The sequence below is a fragment of the Paenibacillus mangrovi genome, from assembly GCF_022898935.1.
In the GTDB taxonomy this organism is placed as follows: Bacteria; Bacillota; Bacilli; order Paenibacillales; family Paenibacillaceae; genus Paenibacillus_AQ; species Paenibacillus_AQ mangrovi.
This window is the reverse complement of the sequence record NZ_JALIRP010000003.1, coordinates 318,485-341,166: the sequence shown is the minus strand read 5'-3', so window position 1 is coordinate 341,166 and position 22,682 is coordinate 318,485. Positions and strand designations below refer to the sequence as shown.

22 protein-coding genes are annotated in these 22,682 nt (G+C 51.7%); 8 read left to right on the top strand and 14 right to left on the bottom strand.

The window, feature by feature from the left end; translation table 11 throughout:
- Nucleotides 1–31 precede the first annotated feature (31 nt).
- The 3 genes from MUG84_RS09755 (at nucleotide 32) to MUG84_RS09745 (ending at nucleotide 3,439) form a co-directional block, all read left to right on the top strand.
- Nucleotides 32–928 carry an ABC transporter permease gene (locus MUG84_RS09755; RefSeq protein WP_244724937.1) on the top strand — a complete coding sequence of 299 codons (897 nt, stop codon included), beginning with the start codon at nucleotides 32–34 and terminating at the stop codon, nucleotides 926–928.
- A gap of 11 nt (nucleotides 929–939) precedes the next feature.
- Nucleotides 940–1,806: a carbohydrate ABC transporter permease gene (locus tag MUG84_RS09750; protein ID WP_244724936.1), complete on the top strand. Its 867-nt coding sequence runs from the start codon at nucleotides 940–942 to the stop codon at nucleotides 1,804–1,806.
- Between the two features lie 73 nt (nucleotides 1,807–1,879).
- Nucleotides 1,880–3,439 (top strand): extracellular solute-binding protein, encoded by a 1,560-nt coding sequence (locus tag MUG84_RS09745; protein WP_244724443.1) that lies wholly within the window; start codon nucleotides 1,880–1,882, stop codon nucleotides 3,437–3,439.
- A 103-nt stretch (nucleotides 3,440–3,542) separates the two neighbouring features.
- Here MUG84_RS09745 and MUG84_RS09740 read toward each other — a convergent pair whose 3' ends face one another.
- The 7 genes from MUG84_RS09740 to MUG84_RS09710 form a co-directional block, all read right to left on the bottom strand.
- Nucleotides 3,543–4,772: an aminopeptidase gene (locus tag MUG84_RS09740; protein ID WP_244724440.1), complete on the bottom strand. Its 1,230-nt coding sequence runs from the start codon at nucleotides 4,770–4,772 to the stop codon at nucleotides 3,543–3,545.
- Nucleotides 4,773–4,978: 206 nt separating this feature from the next.
- The gene (locus MUG84_RS09735; protein WP_244724438.1) at nucleotides 4,979–5,629 is read right to left on the bottom strand and encodes an amino acid ABC transporter permease; all 651 of its coding nucleotides are present in this window, start codon (nucleotides 5,627–5,629) and stop codon (nucleotides 4,979–4,981) included.
- Nucleotides 5,630–5,662: 33 nt separating this feature from the next.
- Nucleotides 5,663–6,328, bottom strand: a complete 666-nt coding sequence (locus MUG84_RS09730; protein WP_244724436.1) for an amino acid ABC transporter permease — start codon at nucleotides 6,326–6,328, stop codon at nucleotides 5,663–5,665.
- 87 nt (nucleotides 6,329–6,415) lie between these two features.
- On the bottom strand, nucleotides 6,416–7,225 hold the full coding sequence (locus MUG84_RS09725) for an ABC transporter substrate-binding protein (protein ID WP_244724434.1): 810 nt from the start codon (nucleotides 7,223–7,225) through the stop codon (nucleotides 6,416–6,418).
- Between the two features lie 41 nt (nucleotides 7,226–7,266).
- Nucleotides 7,267–7,995, bottom strand: coding sequence for an amino acid ABC transporter ATP-binding protein (locus MUG84_RS09720; protein WP_244724432.1), 729 nt, complete (start codon nucleotides 7,993–7,995; stop codon nucleotides 7,267–7,269).
- Nucleotides 7,996–8,198: 203 nt separating this feature from the next.
- A complete protein-coding gene (locus tag MUG84_RS09715; RefSeq protein ID WP_244724430.1) occupies nucleotides 8,199–8,888 on the bottom strand; it encodes a YcnI family copper-binding membrane protein in 690 nt (229 codons plus the stop codon).
- A 94-nt stretch (nucleotides 8,889–8,982) separates the two neighbouring features.
- On the bottom strand, nucleotides 8,983–10,659 hold the full coding sequence (locus tag MUG84_RS09710; protein ID WP_244724411.1) for a copper resistance protein CopC: 1,677 nt from the start codon (nucleotides 10,657–10,659) through the stop codon (nucleotides 8,983–8,985).
- Nucleotides 10,660–11,145: 486 nt separating this feature from the next.
- Between MUG84_RS09710 and MUG84_RS09705 the strand changes: the two genes are divergently transcribed.
- Nucleotides 11,146–11,313 (top strand): hypothetical protein, encoded by a 168-nt coding sequence (locus MUG84_RS09705; protein WP_244724408.1) that lies wholly within the window; start codon nucleotides 11,146–11,148, stop codon nucleotides 11,311–11,313.
- An 88-nt stretch (nucleotides 11,314–11,401) separates the two neighbouring features.
- On the opposite strand, the gene MUG84_RS09700 is transcribed toward MUG84_RS09705, so the two are convergent.
- Nucleotides 11,402–13,249, bottom strand: coding sequence for a bifunctional diguanylate cyclase/phosphohydrolase (locus MUG84_RS09700; RefSeq protein WP_244724405.1), 1,848 nt, complete (start codon nucleotides 13,247–13,249; stop codon nucleotides 11,402–11,404).
- Nucleotides 13,250–13,446: 197 nt separating this feature from the next.
- On the opposite strand from MUG84_RS09700, the gene MUG84_RS09695 reads away from it, so the two are divergent.
- The 3 genes from MUG84_RS09695 (at nucleotide 13,447) to MUG84_RS09685 (ending at nucleotide 16,551) form a co-directional block, all read left to right on the top strand.
- Nucleotides 13,447–13,728: a metal-sensitive transcriptional regulator gene (locus tag MUG84_RS09695; RefSeq protein ID WP_244724402.1), complete on the top strand. Its 282-nt coding sequence runs from the start codon at nucleotides 13,447–13,449 to the stop codon at nucleotides 13,726–13,728.
- 46 nt (nucleotides 13,729–13,774) lie between these two features.
- Nucleotides 13,775–13,975 (top strand): copper ion binding protein, encoded by a 201-nt coding sequence (locus tag MUG84_RS09690; protein ID WP_127603551.1) that lies wholly within the window; start codon nucleotides 13,775–13,777, stop codon nucleotides 13,973–13,975.
- 134 nt (nucleotides 13,976–14,109) lie between these two features.
- Nucleotides 14,110–16,551, top strand: a complete 2,442-nt coding sequence (locus tag MUG84_RS09685) for a heavy metal translocating P-type ATPase (RefSeq protein ID WP_244724398.1) — start codon at nucleotides 14,110–14,112, stop codon at nucleotides 16,549–16,551.
- 74 nt (nucleotides 16,552–16,625) lie between these two features.
- Here the strand turns inward: MUG84_RS09685 and MUG84_RS09680 are convergent, their stop codons facing one another.
- Nucleotides 16,626–17,984, bottom strand: coding sequence for an erythromycin esterase family protein (locus MUG84_RS09680; protein ID WP_244724394.1), 1,359 nt, complete (start codon nucleotides 17,982–17,984; stop codon nucleotides 16,626–16,628).
- Nucleotides 17,985–18,225: 241 nt separating this feature from the next.
- On the opposite strand from MUG84_RS09680, the gene nfsA reads away from it, so the two are divergent.
- The gene (nfsA, locus tag MUG84_RS09675) at nucleotides 18,226–18,969 is read left to right on the top strand and encodes an oxygen-insensitive NADPH nitroreductase (RefSeq protein ID WP_244724391.1); all 744 of its coding nucleotides are present in this window, start codon (nucleotides 18,226–18,228) and stop codon (nucleotides 18,967–18,969) included.
- Between the two features lie 13 nt (nucleotides 18,970–18,982).
- Here nfsA and MUG84_RS09670 read toward each other — a convergent pair whose 3' ends face one another.
- The 5 genes from MUG84_RS09670 to MUG84_RS09650 all read right to left on the bottom strand — a co-directional run bounded on the left by MUG84_RS09670 (nucleotide 18,983) and on the right by MUG84_RS09650 (nucleotide 22,472).
- Nucleotides 18,983–19,861: a TatD family hydrolase gene (locus tag MUG84_RS09670; protein ID WP_244724388.1), complete on the bottom strand. Its 879-nt coding sequence runs from the start codon at nucleotides 19,859–19,861 to the stop codon at nucleotides 18,983–18,985.
- Between the two features lie 49 nt (nucleotides 19,862–19,910).
- Nucleotides 19,911–20,381 (bottom strand): DUF3888 domain-containing protein, encoded by a 471-nt coding sequence (locus MUG84_RS09665; protein ID WP_244724384.1) that lies wholly within the window; start codon nucleotides 20,379–20,381, stop codon nucleotides 19,911–19,913.
- A gap of 160 nt (nucleotides 20,382–20,541) precedes the next feature.
- Nucleotides 20,542–21,390, bottom strand: coding sequence for an ABC transporter ATP-binding protein (locus tag MUG84_RS09660; protein ID WP_244724382.1), 849 nt, complete (start codon nucleotides 21,388–21,390; stop codon nucleotides 20,542–20,544).
- A 30-nt stretch (nucleotides 21,391–21,420) separates the two neighbouring features.
- Nucleotides 21,421–22,182, bottom strand: coding sequence for an ABC transporter permease (locus MUG84_RS09655; RefSeq protein ID WP_244724380.1), 762 nt, complete (start codon nucleotides 22,180–22,182; stop codon nucleotides 21,421–21,423).
- Nucleotides 22,179–22,472: a thiamine-binding protein gene (locus MUG84_RS09650; protein ID WP_244724378.1), complete on the bottom strand. Its 294-nt coding sequence runs from the start codon at nucleotides 22,470–22,472 to the stop codon at nucleotides 22,179–22,181. Before MUG84_RS09650 ends, MUG84_RS09655 begins: the two co-directional genes overlap by 4 nt.
- Between the last annotated feature and the right edge of the window lie 210 nt (nucleotides 22,473–22,682).

Below are 22,682 nucleotides of genomic sequence, written 5' to 3'. Positions count from 1 at the left end.
GGATCGGCGTGCTCGCCTTGGCAGCGGGCGGATGGCACGGGCTTTCCGGCGGAGTAAATATCTGTGGCTGCTTTTTCTGCCCTGCCTGCTGTATTATCTGGTGTTCAAATATGCTCCGATGTTCGGACTGGTCATCACGTTCAAAAACTATAATGTGTTCAAGGGAATTTGGGCGAGTGACTGGGTCGGCTTGAAGTACTACCACATGTTTTTCAGCAATCCGGATTTCTGGATACTGATGCGCAACACGTTTTTGCTTGGGGCTTATAAGCTGCTGTTCGGCTTTCCCGCCCCGATTATTCTTGCCCTCCTCATGAACGAGGTTAGAAATGCTGTGTTCAAACGGTGGGTGCAGACCTTCAGCTATCTGCCGCATTTTATTTCCAACGTCATCGTAGCCAGCATGGTCATCATGTTTTTGTCGCCGACAGGGGGCATCGTCAACCAGCTGATTACGGCGCTCGGCGGAAAACCGGTCAATTTCATGATGGAACCTGGTTTGTTCCGGCCCATCTACGTCATTTCGGAAATATGGCAGCACATCGGCTGGGAGACGATCATTTTCCTGGCGGCACTGACGGCGGTTGATCCGCAGCTTTACGAAGCTGCCGGCATCGACGGGGCCGGAAGGTGGAGGAAGCTATGGCATGTCACGCTGCCCGGGATCGCGCCGACCATGATGATCATTCTGATACTCGATATCGGCAAGGTGCTGGAGATCGGTTTTGAAAAAGTATTCCTGATGTACAATCCGGCTGTCTACAGTACGGCTGATATCATCAGCACGTATGTGTACCGGGTCGGCATGGAGCAGGGCAATTTCAGTTATGCTTCCGCCATCGATCTATTTATGGGGGTTATCAGCTTCATATTTATATTTTCGGCCAATTACGTCAGCCGGCGATTAGGAGGAACGAGCCTATGGTAACCACCGGTCGCATGCGGAGCCGCATCAGCTTATTTACCGTTATCAACACGCTGATCATGCTGCTGCTTGCCGTCGTCATGCTGTATCCGTTTGTGTATATGCTCGCCGTGTCGCTCAGCGGGGATGTGTACGTGATGAAGGGGGAAGTAACCCTGTGGCCGAAGGGCTTCAATCTGCGGATGTATGAGCTGGTCCTCGGCGATCCGAAAATCTGGACTTCATACCGGAACACCATCATATACACAGTACTTGGCACGGCCATCGCCATGCTTGTTACTTCGATGGGAGCGTATGCGCTGTCCCGTAAAGACATGATGTTCCACAAAGGCTTTACGCTGCTTATCGTGTTCACGATGTTTTTCGGCGGGGGCATGATCCCTACGTTTCTGGTCGTCCGCTCGCTTGGGCTTGTGGATACGATTTGGGGCATGGTTTTGCCGGGCGCAGTCAGCACCTGGAACCTCATCCTGATGCGCACCTTTTTCAGCGGGATCCCGAAAGAGCTGGAGGAATCGGGACGGATGGATGGGCTGAATGACGTCGGGATATTTTTCAGGATCATCGTGCCGCTGTCAAAGCCCGTGTTCGCGACGATCTCGCTGTTTTATGCGGTCGGTATCTGGAACAACTTTCTGTACCCGCTCTTGTATTTGCGCAACCAGGAGCTGTTTCCGCTGCAGGTACTCCTGCGCAATCTCGTGCTTGCCGGCAGCGTCAGCTCCGGGCAAGTGACGCAGATCGGCGGCGACAACCTGATCGTTGAGGATTCGCTTAAGTATGCGACGATCATGGTATCCACGCTGCCGATATTGATCCTGTATCCCTTCGTCCAGAAGTATTTCGTCAAGGGCTCCATGATCGGGGCGGTAAAAGGCTGACATCATTGATTTTGCTTAAGGATCAGGATTTTGTAAAATTCTCGGAAGAAAAATGAAATCAAGGGGGATGTACATGGGAAAAAAACGGTCGTATACGATTCTTGCGGCACTGCTGGTGGTGATGCTTGCAGCGTCAGGCTGCTCTTCGAGCACAGGGAAAACTCCTGCGGCGGAGCCAAAAGGCGAGACTAATCCTGCTGCCACACCGAAAAGCGAGGTCACGCTCACAGCACTACTCGATAACAACGCAACGTTTCCGTACAGCAAGGATTGGCCGATCTGGAAATGGATCAAGGAAAAGACGGGCGTTACGTTGAACGTTCAGACGCCGTCCGGCAAGCTGAGCGATACGCTCAACCTGGTCATGGCTTCGGGTAACCTGCCTGATCTCATGTATATGTCCAGCCGCCGCGATTCCAACAAGTATGGCGATCAGGGGGCACTCGAGAACATTCTGGATCATGTCGACCAAATGCCGAATCTGAAAGCATGGATGGTTAAGTACCCGGAAGAAGCCAAGGCGGCGCTCTCCGCGGACGGCAAAATGTATATGTTCCCGAACCAGGGCTTCGGGGAGACGAACCGCATGATCTGGCTGTACCGCGAGGATGTTTTCAAAAAGAACGGACTTACCCCTCCCAAGACGTACGAGGAGCTGCATCAGGTACTGAAAAAGCTGAAGGAGATCTACCCGGACAGCTACCCGCTCTCCATGCGCTTCGGCCAGATTCCCGATGAAATGATGGCGAATCTAACGACCAACTTCGGCAGCGGCGCGGACGTATATTATAATTTTGACGAAAAGAAATGGAAATTCGGGCCGACAGAGGACAATTACAAGGCGATGGTCAGCATGTGGCATACCTTTTATCAGGAAGGGCTTATCCCTCCGGATTTCCTCTCGATCCAAACGAAGCAGTGGCAGGACGTCATGTCCACCGGCCAGTCGTTTATGACCATCGACTATATCAGCCGCGTCGACTTTTTCAACAATGCCATGCGTAAAGATAATCCGGAATACAGCATGCAGTTCATGGCCCCTCCGGCCGGATTGTCCGGCATGAAGCCGCAGAATCCGTATTTTCATTATTTGGAAGGCGGCTTGACGGTCGCTTCAACCTCCAAACAGATCGATGACATTATGAAGTACATGGACTTTTTCTACAGCGAAGATGGCCGGACCATAAGCAGTTGGGGCAAGGAAGGTGAGACGTATACCGAAGAGAATGGGCAGAAGAAGTTCAAGCCCAAGTTTACGGACGTCACGGAAATGCGAAAACAGACCGGTCTGCAGACAAGCGGCACATATACATGGATCGATTATGACGCTCACCTGTCCCTGTTCTCGGCCGATTTGAAGAAGGCTTATGAAGAAGCGGCCAAATATGACCCGCCTGCCATGCAGCCGAAGCCGGCCTTTACAGATGCGGAGAATGAAGTGCTATCGGTAACCGGGCAGGCTGTGAAAAAATACAGGGAAGAAAACTTCTCCAAATTTGTCCTCGGTACAAGAAACCTGAGTGAGTGGGATAAATATGTCGAGGAAATCAATGGACTCGGCGTGCAGAAGCTGATCGACACCTATGAAGCGGCCCAGAAGAGAGTGGAGCAGGCGAAGCTTGAGAACAAATAAGGAAAACAGGAGATCGAACCAGCCGATAAAAGCTGGCGGCGCATAACCCAGAAAATCCACCAGGCCTTAAAGGCCGGTGGATTTTTTAGTTCAGGAGTTCTTTTTAAAAAGCCCAATTTCCGTTCCGGAACACCGGTTCAACCTGACCGTCTTCCGTGATTCCGTCGATGTCCATTTCTGCTGAGCCGATCATGAAATCAACGTGAATGAGGCTGTGATTCAGTCCGGCCTGATCCAGTTCCTCCCGCGACATGGATAACCCGCCTTCAACACAGGTTGGGAATGCGTCGCCTAGAGCCAGGTGATTGGAGGCATTCTCATCATAGAGCGTATTAAAGAAAATCAGATTCGATTCTGAAATCGGAGAGTGATGGGGCACAAGTGCGACTTCTCCCAAATAACGGGCGCCTTCATCCATGTTCAGCATGGCCTTCAGTGATTCATAACCTGTCACCGCTTCGAAATCGACAACCTTCCCATGTTCAAAGGTCAAGCTGAAGTTTTCGATCAGGTTGCCCTGGTAGCTGAGAGGCTTGGAGCTCCGAACTACGCCATGGGTACCCTCTCTGCGGGGAGAAGTAAATACTTCCTCTGTCGGTACGTTCGGGTTGAATTGATTTTTGGCTTCGTTGAGTGCGGTACCGCCGTTCCAGATATGATGCTCCGGAAGCTCAATCGTCAGGTCGGTTCCCGGAGCAAGGTAACGAAGCTTCTTGTACTGCTTGCGGTTCAGACAGGCTCTTTTGTCGTGAAGGGTGGCATTATGTTCCTTCCAGGCTTGTACCGGATCCTCGCAATCAACACGGACCGCTTTGAAGATCGCATCCCAGAGGGCATCGATGGCCGCATCCTTATCCAGGTCAGGAAAGACCAGTTTGGCCCAGCCCTCTGAAGGTACCCCGATGATGGACCAGGTCACCTTGTTTGCGCTCATATATTCTCTCCATTTGACGAGCGCGGTTCCAGCGGCCTTGGATTGGGCGGAGATCCGTTTCGGATCCACTCCTTTCAGCAGCTCGGGATTGCTCGAATCGATGAACAGGAACGCTCCGCCCTCTTCCGAAAACTGCTGCAAGGCTTGCGCTCTCCACGCTGGATATTCCTCAAAGACCTCATCCGGCGCGAAATGGTATTTGATCTGCGTGCTGACTTCATCCTGCCATTCGATATGTACCAGCTTGGCCCCGGCCTTATAAGCTTCTTTGGAAATCATACGAATAAATTCGGGCGTATGAATGGGTGCGTTGATCCAGAGCGATTGGCCGGGCTGGATGTTGACTGCAATTTTGACAGCCAACTCCGCATATTTTTCGAGACGGTTCATAAAAGTCATCGGTCTCCTCCTTCGGTGTGGGTTGAATATACAGCTTCGTCTTTTACTATGGCTTTTCCTTTGTTTGAAATAGGCCACTAGAGAATAAATTCTACGCGTTGAAACTTCAAAAGGTGCAGCTCATGAACCATGGACACGGAGCTACACCTTACGGCTGTATTCATAATATTTCTAGGGGCTTGCTGCTGCACGGTGGAGCCGAAGGATTACACCCTTCGTGCTTCCAGTTTCCGCGCAATAACCGACAAGGTATAGTTGACCGCAAAAAATAGCAGTGCGGCCATAAGCAAGGCAGGAATGACGTAATTCAGGCTGTGGCCTTGCAAAATTTGCACATTGTGCATGATCTCTGGCAGCGAGATGACGATTGCCAGGGAAGTGTCCTTCAGCAGCGAGATGAATTGGCTGACCAGCGGCGGCATCATCCGGCGCAGAGCCTGCGGCAGAATGATATAGCGCATAGTCTGGATGTAGCCGAGCCCGGAGGAGCGGGCGGCTTCGATCTGCCCCCTGTCTACCGAAGCAAGGCCGCCGCGAACGATCTCGGATATCATGGCGCCTTCGAACAGCGTCAAGCCAGCGATGGCCGACCAGAATGGTGTCAACTTAATTCCGATCTGTGGAAGTGCAATATAAATAAAATAAATGATGAGCAGCAGGGGCAGATTCCGGATGAGATCGATAATGACGGCCAGCAGCCGGGCCAGGAAGGGGATACGTGTATAACGAAGGATACCCAAAATGGTCCCGAGCACGAAGCTGAGCACGATCGAGAGGGCCGCGACAATCAGGGTAACGCCGAATCCCTGCAGGATAAAGGAGAGATTCGGCCAGGAGTATGCTCCTGCAAAATCCATGCGGCTGCCTCCTTCCACAGTTATTTTAGGAAATTAGTGATCCGCTGAACTGAACCGACGCTCCATATAATGGACCCCCATGCTGAGCGGAAGCGTAAGCACGAGATAGAAAAGGGCAACGAAAGTATAGACGGTAAGTGGTAGGAAGGTGTCCGCGCTGATCAGATCCGCGTAATACATTAGGTCCAGGCCGGCCACGACGGCAAGAATCGAAGAGTTTTTGACCAGATTGATGAACTGGTTGCTGATGGAAGGCAGCACGATTTTAATGGCTTGGGGAAGCACGATATGCAGCATGGTCTGCACATACGTTAATCCTGTGGCACGCGCCGCCTCCGTCTGTCCGGAAGGGACGGTCTGGATACCAGCCCGGATGCATTCGGCAATGAAGGCAGCCGTATACACCATGAGGCCAAGCGTGCCTGAGGTGAAGCCATCAAGCGGAATGCCGAGCGACGGAAGGCCGAGAAAAAAGAAGAACACGACGAGCAGCAGCGGAATGTTGCGGATAAACTCCACATAGACCGTTCCCAGCCAGTTCAGCGGCTTATACGGCGAGATGTGCATGATGGCGATCAAGGTACCGAGTATAAAGCTGCCGATCAGAGCAATGATGCTGGATTCGACCGTATGGATAAATCCTTCCAGAAAGCGGTCCCAATGATTGATAAGAACATGGACGTCGAATTTGCCTGTCATGCGGCCGGTCTCCTTTCCTGAAGTATGATTCTAAGGAAGGTATCAGGGGAGAGAGACGTTCCCTCCCTTGATGAAGCGAGTACGGAGTTACTCCGGCTTCACACCCATCCAGTGTTCATACAGCTTGTCGTATTCGCCGCTGGATTTCATCTCCTTCAGCAGGTCGTTGACCGTTTGTACGAATTCCGTATCTCCTTTTTTAACAGCAATGCCATAAGGCTCATCGGTGAAATTGCCGCCTACAAGGACGTAATTCGAATCCTGCTTTTGCATACCGAGCAAAATGGCATTATCCGTCGTAAGCACTTCCCCCTGTCCCGCTTTGAGCGCGGTAAAAGCATCCTGATAGTTTTCGAATTCCAGCACGGTCGCGTCCGGTGCTTTTTCCCGTATGTTTTTTGCCGAGGTCGAGCCTTTCACGGTCAGTACTTTAATGCCCTTTTTCAGGTCCTGCAGGCCCTGGATCGGGCTGCCCTTTTTGACGAGCAGCGATTGGCCGGCTTTAAAATAAATGTCGCTGAAATCGACCTGCTGCTTGCGTTCCTCCGTAATGGTCATCGTAGCAATAATCAGGTCAATATCCCCGTTTTGCAGCAGCGGAATCCGGGTTTTAGAGGTCACTTCTTTGAGTTCAACCTTGTTTTCATCACCGAAAATTTTCTTGGCGAGCGCCTTGGCGATATCGATGTCGAAACCTTCTACTTTGCCTGTGGCAGGGTCCTTCAGGCCAAACAGCTTCGTGTCATACTTTACGCCGGCGATGATTTTGCCGCGTGCCTTGATCGCTTCAAGTGTGCCGCCTTTGGCGCCAGATTCCTTTTTACTTCCGCATCCGGTTAGAACCAGGCAGACCGTCATGATGATCATTAAAGCCGTTAACCAGGTTTTTCGGTTCATCTCTTTTTCTACCCCTTTTCATATGTTTGATGAGGGCCGCATTAATGGTGGATCAGGCGGCTTAAAAACAAGCGGGCGCGCTCCTCGCGCGGTTCCTTGAAGAAGGTGGAAGCTGGCGCTTCCTCGACGATCTGGCCGTTGTCCATGAAGACGATCCGGTCCGCGGCCTCCCGGGCAAATCCCATTTCATGCGTCACGATGACCATCGTCATTCCCTCATGGGCAAGAGAACGCATGACATCAAGCACTTCGCCGATCATCTCCGGGTCAAGAGCGGAGGTGGGTTCGTCAAACAGCATGATTTTCGGCCTCATGGCGAGTCCCCGGGCGATAGCCACCCGCTGCTGCTGGCCTCCCGACAGCTGTGAAGGATAGCTTTGCGCTTTGTCTGCAATGCCGACCCGGGTCAAATAGGAGAGGGCGCGCTCTTCCGCTTCCTCCTTGGACAGCCCGAGTACCTTGATAGGGGCGAGCGTGATATTGTCGATCACTTTTTTATGCGGATACAGATTGAAATGCTGGAATACGATCCCGATATCGCGCCGGAAACGGTTGATATCAACTTTCTTGTTATGAAGCGGCGTATCATTGACGATCAGCTCCCCGGAGGATATCGTTTCGAGGCGGTTGATACAGCGGAGCAGGGTGCTTTTTCCAGAGCCGGAGGGACCAATAATGACGACAACCTCGCCTTCTTCGATCCGGAGATGAATGTTTTGGAGAACCTGAAAGCTGCCGAAAGCTTTGTACACTCCGCGAAATTCGATCATTCGTTGACCTCCTTTCGTAAGTAATGACGCCCTGGCTACTTGCGCCTTGGACGATACATGCATCTTTAAAATATATGGCCGGGCTCAAGTCATCATGCTTGATTTGTCACCCGAATGTGTATTTTTTGTCCATGATGTATGGACAAGAAAAAGCCCGCGCCTTTCACGGCACGGGCTGAACACACAAGAAATATAATTGAATATTAGCGTTTTTTCTTCGTAAAGGCGGCGAATAATGAGATGATCGAAAGGACCAGAGCGGTAATGGAAATCACAAGCGTAGCCGTTTGTGTGCCATTGGTGGACGAGTTGTCCCCCGCTGCCGGAGCGGTCGCGGTGCTGCCTGCGCTGTCCGGTTGATGGTCCTTGTGATCCGCACTGGTGCTGTCATGGCTGTGCCCGGATGACTCAGCTGGCTGGCCCGAAACGGTCGTAATTTTCGTAATAGAGTGCGGGGATTCAGAGCCTTCATCGCCAGTCCATTCTACGATGCTTCCATCCTTGTAGTATTGGAAGGCATCCCAGGCTACGTCAGTCTCCTTCTCAGGATTATGGGCCACAAAATTAAACTGCTGGAATTCGCCAGCTTGAATTCCCTCTCCGGTCGCGTTCCAGGTGATGCTGCTGATTTTGCCTGCGCTGTCCTTTTCGGTGGTAACTTTCCAATCCGGAATCGGCTGATACTCCATCAGTTCAACACCTTCCGGAGCCTTTAGCGTCACTTTGGTCGTCGCGATTTCTTTTTCGGACGGAACTTTAATCGTATAGGTTTCCCAGGCTCCAGGTTGGGAGGTGGCAGGCTTGACGGTCACATGCGCGCTTGCGACGCCGGAGAATAGAAGCAAACCTACCGCAGCGGTAGCGATGAACGGAAGACGTTTGAATAATTTCATTATGTTGTTTTCTCTCCTTTAGATCGAATCGTTGTGGATTTTTTTTAGTAATGTTGTTAATAAAAATTTTTAATAAAATTTAAAGTATATGGCATTAATGATTACCGACGTGAATCACCATATCCGTGTCCCAGGTTTCAAGCTTGTCGGTCAGCACATGCACATGAACATTCCATTTGCCTGCCATGCTGATCAAATCTTCGGCTTTGTAGCCTTCCGCTTTGCCGCCAGGCATGACAATTTCGTATTTCCCCATATCCATATCCAGGCAGGTCAGGGTGAGCTTAATCTGCTGGATTCCTTTAACCGGCTGGCCTTTACTGTCTTGAACCTTCACTTCGAATTCGTTCACGCCTGTGGTATTCGGGGTGATATCCAGCGTAACTAGGTTCTGGTTCTCCAGCTTCTGCTGCATATGGACTGGTCCAGGTGAAGACATGGCCGTAGGCATATTGGTCAGTGCAGCCGCGAGCATCAGGGCGAGAACGCCGGCCGTAAGCTCCAGCCAAACACCAGCGCCAAGCGAGCGCTGTTCCCGCCGTCCGCGCAGCATATTCCAGGCAGCACACAGCAGCATAATGAGCAGAAGCGCGCATTTGGCAAGCAATACTTTGCCGTATGACGTATGGAAAAGCGAATACCAGGTCGGGACATACTGCAGACTGGCGTATATGCCGCTGATCAGAATCAGTACGACAAAGCCGGTTCCCCATAAGCTAAAGCGCCGGATGACGGCAAAGTAGCCCTTTTTCCTGTTCTCGGTATCTGCCGGCAGGGAAGCCTCTTTCGGCAGCAGCACGGCAAAAGCGAGCAGGCAGCCAAGCCAGAGAGAAGCAGCGCCCAGATGGAGAAAGTCCATGGTAATAGCGAGGGCTTTGGACTCGGAAGCGGCGGGATGGCCGGTAAAGGACTTGGCCAGCAGCATGCTCATGAGGAGCAGGAAGGTGACCGTCCGTGTGATGTACGCCTGATCCTGATCCTTGATTCTAGGGGCGGCGGCAGCCAGAGCGATGACCACTACCAGCAACAGAAGCTGCACCAGCCACACCTCGCCGAAGCTGGTGATCCGCAGCATTTTGAGCAGCAGGGACGGATCGGACCACACGCCTCTCCAGCCGACGCCGGCATCGATCCCGGTCTGCAGCGGCAGACTGAGCAGAAAGCTTGCCGCAAGCACGGCGATGTTGATCCAAATCAGTCTGGTGCTTCTGCCAGACCATTCTAGGCGGCTTCCAGCGCCTACAGGAAGCAGGTACAGCTGGAAGAAGTAGATTCCCGCAAGAAATGCAAGACTGGTATAGATCAGCCATCGGATGATGACCTGATCTGTCCCGGGCCAATCGGGCGCGGTTACAACCGAATGCGCAGCATTGCCGGTGCTGCCGCCGCCTTCTCCGATCTGAAACGAAAAGGTGCCTTCCACCGGATGCCCATCAGCCGATACGGCCTTCCACTGAACGGCGTAAACGCCTTGGGGAAGATCAGGCTGCAAATCAGCTTCGAGCGCGGAGGATTCGCCCTCTGGAATCCGGCTTTCGCTGAGATTTACCTTTTTACCTGATGAGTCTGTGACGATGATCGAATGGAAGGCTTTTTGCAAAGGCTCATTAAAATCAATCACTACTTTGGCTGGCGCCTGGGCCAGCATCTCATTTTCCCCCGGCATAGACTTGACGATGTAGGCATGGGCCGAAGCGAAACCCGGAACGAGCAGGAGACCGATCAGAATTACCGTCAGCCAAGCAGGAAGAATCCGTAATTTCTTATTCAATCCATCACCTTCCACATGGAGCTTTGCAAGTAATCAGAAAAAAGCCCAAATCGAATTTTGCAAACACTCTGAGTTGTCTTTATTGTGTGCGGCTTAGGCACAGGGTTAGGCGCAGGACGTAGTAACATTGTATTGCCCTTGCCCAAAAATTATTTTATAGCTGCCGCCTGCAGAAGGAAATGACCCGTGTGGGCTATTCGGCCTTCAAACGATGGCTCGGGGTGCCATCCAGGCGTACCGATTTATCGCCTACTTATAGTACATATAGGAATATTTTGGATGTTGGTATTGATAACTTGGGTGGTATAACGGAGAAATCGGGAGTATCCTTCCGGCTGACATCCATTCCGTCTCACTTCTGGGTGCTCAGCTGTGTCAAGGAAGGTTTAGACATTTTCTGAACATTTTCAATATTTTTCATATCGCTTTATAATGATAAAGGACTTCTCGGAAAGTTCAAAAACATACCAGGAGTGATTTAATTTTATGAGTCAAGCTGTATTGGAACGTCGCAGCGAAATGCTGAAGAAGCATATTCAACATCTGCTCATCCAGGATAACCAACACGGAATCAGCCGTCAGCAAAGCAAGTTTCTGCAGCAGATGATTAAAGAGCTGCACCAAACGTCACATGAAATGAACGGTCATAAATAATTGATACAGATATTTTGTATTTCATAGCCAAATAGACAGGGGCTGTCCACAGCAGTAAAATTCTGCAGGTGGCACAGCCCCTTTGAATTTATAAGCCGGATTCAGCCTGCGCAGGCTCCAGCACGGTTTTACCTTCGATGTAAGCAATAAACAGCTCGGTCAGCTCCGGATCAAATTGGGTTCCGGAACAGAGGCGCAGCTCCTGAGCGGCTTCCTCAACCGATTTGGTAGCCTGGTAGGGCCTTTCTGAGGTCATGGCGTCGAAGGAGTCGATAATGGTGAGCATCCGGCACAGGAGTGGAATTTCAGCTCCTTTAAAGCCATGGGGATACCCTTTACCGTCGAAGTGCTCATGATGAAGTTCGATGTAGGGGGCGAGCCCCTTGAATTTATTATTGGTCATCGCCATTTCCTTGCCCCAGTTCACATGCTTTTTGACGATTTCCCATTCCTCCGGGGTCAGCTTGTCCTTTTTATTTAGAATTTCCCAAGGGATTTCCATCTTGCCGATATCATGAATCAGGGCTCCGAGCACAAACTGTCTGCGGGTATTCGCATCGAGGTTCAGAAGCAGGCTCATATCCATGGCATAGCGGAACACGCGTTTTGAATGCTTGAATGTATTGATATCCTTGTACAGGAACAGATTAAGCAGCTGCTCGATATCCCGTACATCCTGGGCAATTTCGATCTCATGTTCGAGCGAAGCGGCGCTTCCGAAGATGTAGGCGATGTTTTTGCCCTGCTTCTTGGCATCGTAGAGCGCCTGGTCTGCCTGCAGGACGAGAAGCGACTTATCATGGATATCAATGTGGTATGCGGATATACCCGCCGAAAAGGAAAGACACGCATGCGGAAGAATCTCCACTCCCTCAAACGGGGTATCATTGACCTTTTTGCGCAGTCGGTTGACGAGATCAAGCGCCTCATGCTCCGTATAACCCGGCATCAGCAGCGTAAATTCTTCTCCCCCGTAGCGGGAAGCGGTCACGCCGGCCTTGGCGGCCTCTTCTTTCAAAATCGATCCGAGCAAACCGAGCAGCTTGTCTCCCTGTAAATGCCCGAAACGGTCGTTATAACGCTTGAAATCGTCGATGTCGATCATGGCCAGGGACAAGGGAGTCCCTTCGCTGTGGGCAAATTTGATTTCTTTTTCGAGAAGACTTTCAAAATGACTGTGATTGAAAAGACCTGTCCGCTGATCGCGGATGGCCCGTTCCTGCAGCTGCTGGTACATGTCGAACAGTTTTTTGAATAGATGGGACAGGAATATGCTGATTCCCAGGAATAGGATAAGTCCGGTAATACCGTTGTTTACAATCAGGATCGTCAGGACGAGCGACAGAATCAGAATGCACAGGTACACCAGCACCGATTCCTGAAGAAGTCCTTTTATAATGCGGTAAATATTGCTCCGGTCGGCCATGTAGTAGTAAAGGCTAATACATAGAATGTTCAGGGTAAGGTATATGATCAGCGTACTTACATAGGATAACAAATGCATATTTTGAAGCTGCCCAGGCTGCCCGCTAAGGCCGTAAAAAACCGCTCCAGCTCCGAAAATCATTATCGTATAGATCGAAAAGTTGGTTAGATGCTTCCACCATACGACTTTCCGTTCAATAAGTGCAAACAACAGCGAGCTCAGAAGCAGAAGTGCCAGTGCCTCCGAGGTGCCGAAAATAAAGAGACATGCCAAATATACCGCTGAATCCATCGACTGCTTGTTGCCGTCAGGCGGTATCTGAAATGTGTAGAAGTAAAGAATCAGCGACGCGCCGAACATAGAGCCGAGCAGCAGCCATTGTTCAGGTGTATAGTCGAAGGACAGATGCCTTATGCCAAATAAAAACAGGGATGTACCGAGCAGGCAGAACAAGAGTGCGTTCATGTTTGTCGTAATCCAGGACGTTGTGATAGGGCGTTTTTTTAACATGGCATCTTCTCCTGTCATTCGTGATGTGTTCTGAAGCTGAAGCCCGTACGTAGTATAAAATATAATTATTCGACTCGTAAAATGGAAATCCCTTCTAGATCGCAGTTTTTTTCATTCATAGAAAAATGAGTGAATAAAATAATCGTCCCCACTTGCATACCTACAGGGGGTATAGTATAATGACGTCGTAAGCTTCGATGAAAGGAGGTTCGGATGAGATGGTTGCTAAGAAAAATAATCTCATTACCCGCCTGAATCGCATCGAAGGGCAAATCCGCGGCATCAAGGGTCTGATTGAGAGAGATACGTACTGCGATGATGTACTGAATCAGATTGCCGCGATCCAGGCCGCTCTGAACGGAGTCGGCAAGCTGCTTCTTGAGGATCATATGAGGAGCTGCGTGGTCGAACGGATCGAGTCGGGGGATCATGCGGTGATTGACGAGCTGCTGGTTACGGTAAAGAAATTAATGAAATAAGAGTGAGTCCTTAGCAGGGATTGTACAACTTAAGGAGGAATATATCATGAAAAGCGTAACGCTGAATGTTCAAGGAATGTCTTGCAATCATTGTGTAAATGCTGTTGAGGGCGCTGTGAAAAATGCAGGAGCGACCGGCAAAGTGGATCTGCCTGGAAACAAGGTTACCGTGGATTATGATGAAAACAAAGTAAGCCTTGACGCCATTAAAGCAGCCATCGAAGACCAAGGCTACGATGTAGTCTAAGCTTGATCAGCTTAAGATATATCCCGTAACGCATACCGGGCAGCAGCAGACCTGAAGAGGGTCTGAAGAAGCTGCCCTTTTTTGCAGTAAGAATATACCCCGTGAGGGTATATATCTGGAAAGGAGCCGAGGTCATGGAACAGAATACGGAAAACCGGGAGAATGAGAAGCAGGCGACGCTGCAGATTACCGGTATGACGTGTGCAGCCTGCGCAACCCGGATCGAGAAGGGCCTCAGCCGCATGGAAGGCATCAGCCGGGCCAACGTCAATCTGGCGCTGGAGCAGGCCACCGTCACGTATGATCCGAAGCAGTCGGATCTGCGGAAAATGGAAGAAAAAATCGAGTCACTCGGCTATGGCACGTTGAAGGAAACGATGGACTTTGAAATTACCGGCATGACCTGCGCGGCCTGCGCGACCCGAATCGAGAAGGGCCTTGGCCGCATGGAAGGCGTCAGCCGAGCCAATGTCAATCTGGTGCTCGAAACCGCCCACGTGGAATATACCGCAGGCATGGTTACCGTTAAAGATATGATGAAAAAGGTCGACCAGCTCGGCTACAAAGCTCTGCCGAAGCAGGAGGCCAAGGACAGCGCGGAGCTGCGCAGGCAGGAGATCCAGCATAAGCGGTTCAAGTGGATGATGGCGGCCATACTCTCGCTGCCTCTGCTCTGGGCGATGGTAGGGCACTTCTCCTTTACTTCCTGGATTCCGGTGCCTTCACTCTTCTTGAATCCATGGTTCCAGCTGGTGCTGGCGACGCCGGTCCAGTTTCTGATCGGCGGACAGTTCTACGTCGGAGCCTACAAAGCGCTGCGCAACAAGAGCGCAAACATGGACGTGCTGGTCGCGCTCGGGACGTCAGCGGCGTATTTTTACAGCTTGTACCTGACCATTCAGACTCTGGGGACGGATATGCATCATCCGGTGGAAATGTATTACGAGACCAGCAGCATCCTGATTACGCTGATTCTGGTGGGCAAATGGTTCGAGGCTCTGGCCAAAGGCCGTTCCTCCGAAGCGATCAAGAGCCTGATGGGGCTGCAGGCCAAGACCGCGCTTGTACTTCGGAACGGGCAGGAGGTAAGCATTCCTGTGGACGACGTGGAAGTAGGCGATACCGTGATCGTGAAGCCGGGCGAGAAGATTCCGGTCGACGGCAGGGTGCTGGAGGGGCTTTCCTCTGTGGACGAGTCCATGCTGACGGGCGAAAGCTTGCCGGTAGAGAAGCGCGAGGGGGACACCGTCGTGGGTGCCACGCTGAATAAAAACGGCATGCTGCGCATTCAGGCCACGAAGGTGGGCAGTGAAACCGCACTCGCGCAAATCATCAAGGTGGTGGAGGAAGCCCAAGGCTCCAAGGCTCCTATCCAGCGGATTGCCGACGTTATCTCAGGTATTTTCGTTCCGATTGTTATCGGGATCGCCATTGTAACGTTCCTGATCTGGTATTTCGCTGTGGAGCCGGGCCAATTCGCATCGGCACTGGAAAAAGCCATCGCCGTGCTTGTGATTGCTTGTCCATGCGCGCTGGGCCTGGCGACACCGACCTCGATCATGGCCGGTTCAGGGCGGGCCGCCGAATTCGGCATCCTGTTCAAGGGCGGAGAGCATTTGGAGTCGGCGCAGGCGATCGAAATCGTGGTGCTCGACAAAACAGGCACGGTCACCAGCGGCAAGCCGGTGCTGACCAACGTGATTCCCGCGCCGCTCATGACTGAGCAGTCGCTGATCCGTACGACGGCGGCCGTGGAGCGCCAGTCGGAGCATCCGCTGGCCGAGGCCATCGTCAGCGGCGCGCTTGACAGGAGCAAGGCTCTGCCGCTGCCGGAAGCGAAGGACTTCGAGAATCTGCCGGGCTATGGCGTTTCGGCGAGGGTGGACGGGCGGCATGTACTCGTCGGTACCCGCAAGCTAATGGCGGAGCGGGGCGTACACGTGGAGGCAGCCATGAACGCCATGCGGCAGCTGGAGGACGCCGGCAAGACGGCGATGCTTGTGGCCGTTGACGGGAAGTATGCTGGTATGGTCGCTGTTGCGGATACCATTAAGGACACTTCGCGCGAAGCTGTATCGCGCTTGCAGGAGATGGGGATCGAGGTCATCATGATTACCGGCGACAATGAACGTACGGCGAAAGCCATCGCTGCGCAGGCCGGAATCCGCCATGTTCTGGCTGAGGTGCTTCCAGAAGGTAAGGCCGAGGAAGTGAAGAAGCTGCAGCAGACCGGCAAGCGGGTTGCCATGGTCGGCGACGGGATTAATGATGCTCCTGCGCTGGCCACCGCCGATATCGGCATGGCGATCGGCACCGGTACGGACGTCGCCATGGAGGCGGCGGATGTGACGCTGATGCGCGGCGATCTGAACGCGATCGCCGACGCGATCCTGATGAGCCGCCGCACGATGGGCAACATCAAGCAGAACCTGTTCTGGGCGCTGGCGTACAACACCATCGGCATCCCGATCGCCGCCGCCGGCTTCCTTGCCCCTTGGCTGGCCGGCGCTGCGATGGCTTTTAGCTCGGTATCAGTTGTCCTAAACGCGCTGCGTCTGCAGCGGGTGAAGCTGTAAGATAGATGGGTAAATGAAATAAGCCTGGACTGAAAACGGCGGTTTTCGGATCCAGGCTCTCTTTGTGATTATCGTTAGTACTTCGTTGTCGGTGCCTTTACTTTATCGAAGACGATAATACCGTCGTATTGTTCTTTCGGAACAAACCTCATCGACATTGGAGTAATGATCTCGGATGTCATTCCATCTTCAGCGGCATAAATCGGCTTGAACATCCAAGAATTATTTTTGTTCGGTGACTTGTGTTTGGATAAATCCGCGAATGCTATCTTATATCCGCTCTGCATCATCAGATTTTCTAAGCTTCCTTTCGGCTGCGGCTTAATATCAAAGATTTTCTGCGTCGTGATCGTACTCGCCTGACCGCTGTTCATATACAAACCAATGACATATTCCTTATCTTTAAACTTTTTATTCAGCAGTTCTCCCATGCTGGTGAAGCTGTTCATCCATTTTCCCTGCTCTTTTGTAGCGATTTTGGACGTGTTCTTCGCAAGATGGTCGTTGTGCGCCCATAAAATCACTTTTTTGCCGGGGTACATCTCTTTCATTAACCATTCCACATTGTCTGCCATGACGCGATCCCTGAATTCATAGCTTTCCTTCGTACCGTACATCCCCATTTCGATAAATTTGATGCGGTCCTCCAATGTTTTCACGGCTATATCCACCATATAGGGATTTTTAGGGTATGCTGCCGCGAGCTGCTTCTTATGATCTTGGATGAACTGAATCAATGCCTTATATTTCGGTTCGTATTCATCTTTGACTTTCTTGACTTCCTTCTTGGCTTGAGGATTATTGTCAAAGTCCAGGCCATATTTGTTGATGACTGCATAGAAATCGGTCATGGCTTGCATTTCGAAATTAAAATAGTCCTGTCCCTGGGCCGGATCGACTTTGGCGATCCAATTCGCGATAAATTGAGTTAAATACGGCGACGTAAACTGCATATCATAGCCTGCAAGGTACAAGGGATCGTCCGTCTTCTGCTCCTTTTTTATGTAATCGAATAAACCTAGCGTCTCCTTGGAATGCCAGATCGGAAAAATCGAGCGCTCCATCATTTCTTTGGAAGTCAAAGAATCCGCATTTTCATACGTCATGAAGGCATCGCCAAGCCCCGACTCAAACATAATGACATCAAAATCAAGCTCTTCATGCAAATATTTGATCAGCCTTGTTTTCATACTGCTGTATTCTGCGACGCGATGGAAGTTCTCACCCAGGCTCACGACGGTTTTATCCTTCAGTATAGGCTTGAGAAACGCTAAATCCTTGTAATCCTCTGATGTTGCCGATTTAATCTCTCGGATATTCGCTTTAATTCCTGCATCCTTCTGCGCGGCCGCTGAGGCACTTACCGGCGTTAGTAATAGAGCTATGGCTAGCCCCATGGCCGTAAAGCCTGTTAATCGTTTGGTTGCTTTCATTGATTGTGTTCCCCCTTATAAACAATGGTTATAGTGCTTTACTGACCAACATCATAACTAGCATTTATAAGGAATTTATAAAGATAAGACCAATTTATAAGTATTAGATTTTGTTGACGGACCAGTGGTTGGGACGTGGGGCCGTTGATTGGCTCGGTGTTGGTGATTAGCGGTTGGTATATAATAAGGGGGATTATTGGCGAACCAGAGGATGTACCTTATGAAGGAGGATATTTTCCAGATGAATGACACGCTAACTCTGTTGATGAATCACCGCTCGATCCGTAAATTTAAAGATACGCCGGTCTCGGAAGAGCAGCTGTATGCGATTATCTCCGCTGCGCAAATGGCGTCAACCTCCAGCAACGTGCAGGCATACAGCGTGATTGCCGCTACGGATCCGAAACTGAAGAAGCAGCTTGCCGACCTTGCCGGCAACCAGGCTTATGTGGAGCAGTGCCCGGTTTTCCTGGTGTGGTGCGCGGATTTATACCGCTTGAAGCAGGTGACGGCAGCGCCGCTGCAGGAGCGGGAGTCCTATGAAACCACAACCGAGAATTTCATCGTGGCAACGGTAGATGCCGCACTCGCAGCCCAGAACGCAGCCGTTGCTGCGGAATCGCTGGGTCTTGGCATTGTTTATATCGGGGGTGTACGCAACCATATCGCTGAATTGTCCAAGCTGCTCGATCTGCCGGAGCTTGTTTATCCGGTATTCGGCATGTGCATCGGCGTGCCCGATCAGGAGCCGGGTCAACGTCCACGCCTGCCGCTGGAATCGGTGTTGCATCTGAACGCCTATTCTAGGGAACAAAGCGTTGAACCAGTCAAGGATTATGATGCCACAATGAAATCGTACTTGCAGGAGCGGACGGGCGGCAAGAAGGACACCCCATGGACGCATGTGATGGCCGACAGATTGGCCGAGCCGATTCGGCTGCATATGAAGGGGTTTTTGGACAGCAAAGGCTTTATGAAGAAGTAGGAAGCCTCATGAATTATATGCCGTAAAAGCGTTTGGCATTGTCATACAGCATGCGTCGTGCCTCCGGCAGGGACAAGCCTTGAATCCGGCTCCAGGCTAAGGCCACATCGGCCGTCATTCGCGGGTGGGTCATTTGACCGGCAAAGGGTCCCTCAAAGGGCCACGGACCGTCGGTTTCCGACATGACGAGAGAACGGGGGTATACGCTTGCGAGCTCCTGAATCTCTTCCTCATAGACGATATCGGGTGTAAAAGAAACATAATAGCCCTGCTTCGCCATATGCTGCACAGTCTCAGGCGAGCCCTTGAACCAGTGGAAGTGGGCTCGCTTGATGCGGTACAGTTCGAGCAGACGGCAGGCGGTGTCGGCATCCTCATAGACGGCATGAAGCACGATGGGCTTGTCCTGATCCCGGGCAAAGGCAATAAACCGTTCCAACAGCTCCTCATAGGGACGGGTATCAAAAGGTTGACCAGCCTCTTTAGCTTCCGTCCGGGTGTAATAGGGCAAACCGACCTCGCCTACGGCGACCATGTCTGCGGCATGCCGGTTCATCCAGCCGAATAGCTCATTGATCCCGGCTTCATCAGGGATCGGCTGCTCGGGGTGGAATCCGAAGGCCGGGTGGACAAGGCCAGGATGCTGACGGGCCAGCTGCAGGTTAGCACGGGCCGATTCCAGGTGCATGGAGACGGCAATGATGCCTTCAACGTCTACGTTATTCAGTTCCGACAGAATTTCCTGCTGCTGGTCTTCTTCATAAGAGTCCAGATGGATATGCGCATCGATTAGCGGTGCAAGGTTTGCGGTAAGAGATAACTCATGTTCCGATTGGATGCTGTGCGCATCGGGAAACGCGGAGTGGATACGGGTCTCCGGTGATAAGCTCATGGGTAAAGCACCTCCTTATTTTCGTGTTAACCGTCCTCATGCGCTTAAGTTACGGCGTCCCTTTCGTACTCTTCAGCAGCTCCTGCAGGTTCATCGGAAGCTCGAAGGACTGCAGATGCCTGAAGGCGATCAGCTTGACTTTGTCAGGGAAGAGCGGAGAAATTTCAAAGATCATCCGGTCTCTGCCGACTGCAACATGCGGCCCAAGGACAGGCTCGGTCTCCAGAGTAATGGAAAAGTGAAAGCCGCGGTCTCCCGGCCCGCCGTTAACTCTTTTGGCTTGGACGATTTCGATCTGGTAAGGATACACAAGTGGGTTCTCGGACAGTCGGTTTTTATAGTAGTCGTTCACAGCATTTTGAATGTCGGGAAGAAGGAATTCCATCACCATGTCCTGATACAGCAGCAGCTTAGGCTCCTTGGACTCCTTAGGCTGAAAGCTTGCGGCTGTAATCGTAACCGGCATCGAACACAGAAGGATGGTCATGATCAGCAGAACCGATCGTATTCGGATTTTCATAGATTCAGATTCACCTCGTATACAACGTTCCCCAGTAAGACCGGAAATTATTCCGCCAGGACAATGTAACAAGGGCGACGCTGGCCTCGTATTCCGCAAAAGCAAAAAAGAGAGGGGTGTTCCCACAGGTTCATGGACCCTGGTAACACCCCTTAGCCGTTTATTTCAAAGGCCCGGAGTCCTGCATTTTCTGCTGCTCCTCACGCATCCAGCCGGATAGCTCCCGTCTCAGCTTGATAAAATCGGGATGCTCGATAATCTCCTCGCGGCGCGGGCGCGGAAACGGTACATCAACGACCTGCAGCACCGTGGCCGGACGTCCGGAAAAGACATAGATCCGGTTCGAGAGGAGCAATGCCTCTTCGATATTATGGGTGATAAAAAGCACGGAGCGCCGGCTTTCCTCCCAAATGTCCAGCAGCCAGCGCTGCATATCGCTTCGCGTCAGCGCATCGAGTGCGCTGAACGGCTCATCCAGGCACATCAGCTCCTGCGGACTGAGCAGGGCGCGTAGAAAGGCCGCTCTTTGCTGCATACCGCCAGACAGCGTATGGGGATGGGCCTTCTCGAACCCGCCCAGGCCGACTTTATCCAGCCAATAACAGGCATTCTCCCGGGCTTTTTGATCGACATTGCCCTGCACCTCTTGAGATAGCAGCACGTTATCCTCAACGGTGCGCCAAGGGAAAAGCGCAGGCTGTTGGGGCATATAGCTGATATGACCCTGCTGGCCGGTTACGTCCGTCCCGTTCATCCGTATAGTTCCGGCATCGGGTTTCACAAGGCCGCCAATGATATGGAACAGCGTGCTTTTGCCGCTGCCGGAGGGGCCGACGATGGAGACGAATTCTCCCTTTTGGACGGTCAGCGTTATATTATCGAGCACCTGCAGACTGCTGCGCTTCGCACGGAAGGACTTGCTGATCCCGGAGGCTTCAAGGGCAGGAGGAAGCTCTGACTCCGCTGCTGCGGACCTCGCGTCCGTCCGTATTTCTTCAGTAATTGACATGGGTTACAGCTCCTTTCTTCATCCTCGGCATCAGCTTTCCTGCTTCGGCTTCCAGCGTACGAGCCATTTTTCGATCAGGGCAATCAGTCCGAACATAAGCAGGCTCAGTGCGACAATGATCATAATGGCGACAAACATGCGGTCGGTGCGGTAACCGGCCTTTTGCAGCATCATATAGTAGCCGATACCTTTATCGGCCCCGAGCCATTCGGCGATGATCGCCCCCATGACGCTGTAGGTTGCCGCGATTTTAATTCCCGAGAAGATCGAAGGCAGCGCATGGGGCAGCTCCAGCTTAAAGAAAATCTGCCGTTTACTCGCACCGATCATCTGCATGTAATTCAGCATGATCCGGTCCGTTTCCTTAAGTCCGCCCATCGTTGCGACAGCAACGGGGAAGAAGCAGACGAGCGTGATCACGATTAGCTTGGGCAATAGGCCGAAGCCGAACCAGATCATCAAGAGCGGAGCAAGAGCGATCGTCGGAATGTTCTGGCTCAGAATGAGCAGCGGATACAGCGCCGACTTCAGGAAAGGAATCATATGAAGAATAAGTGCAATAATTAATCCCACCAGCGTTCCGATCGTAAAGCCTTCCAGCGTCAGTTTGACCGTGGCCCAGACATGCCCCCATAAATCCTCACCGCCGCTTACAGCTTGTATCGCGATATCAACCGGAGAAGGCAAGATCCACTTCTCAATATGAAACAGCGAGGTACACAGCTGCCATGCGGTCAAAAAGAAGAGGACCGCCACAACGGGCGGCCACACCTGACTCCACCAGCGTCTCATGGACGGTATTTCTCCGTAAGCCGCTCCATGCTGATTCCGCGGGGATTATGGGCGATTTTGATCTGGGAGATGATGCTCGGGCTGCCAGCTTCTACGAGGGCCGTATGCATGCGGCGCACAACATCCAGCAGCTCTTCCAGTTCGCCTTCCATCGTCGTTTCGAGAGGGTGAACCTCGTATTTTACACCTGACTGCTGAATGACTTCGATCGCACGGTCAACATAGGGAATAGAATCTTCATTGTTAGGAGTCTTTGGAATAACCTGAATACTTAGCAGGGTATGAGCCATACCCAATCACTTCCTTTTCTTAAAATAAGTGATACATCAAATATTTAAAGGCTTTTTTTGAAAAATCAGTGGAAGACATAGATGGCTGGTAGCGCAAGGGGCGGAATCGTTCTGAAGAAGCGTTAGCGGTCGCCTTTGTCTCCGGATTTCTATTCTACTGAAAAATAAGATCAGGAAATCTGGAGACAACAGCGATCGTAAGAATGATCC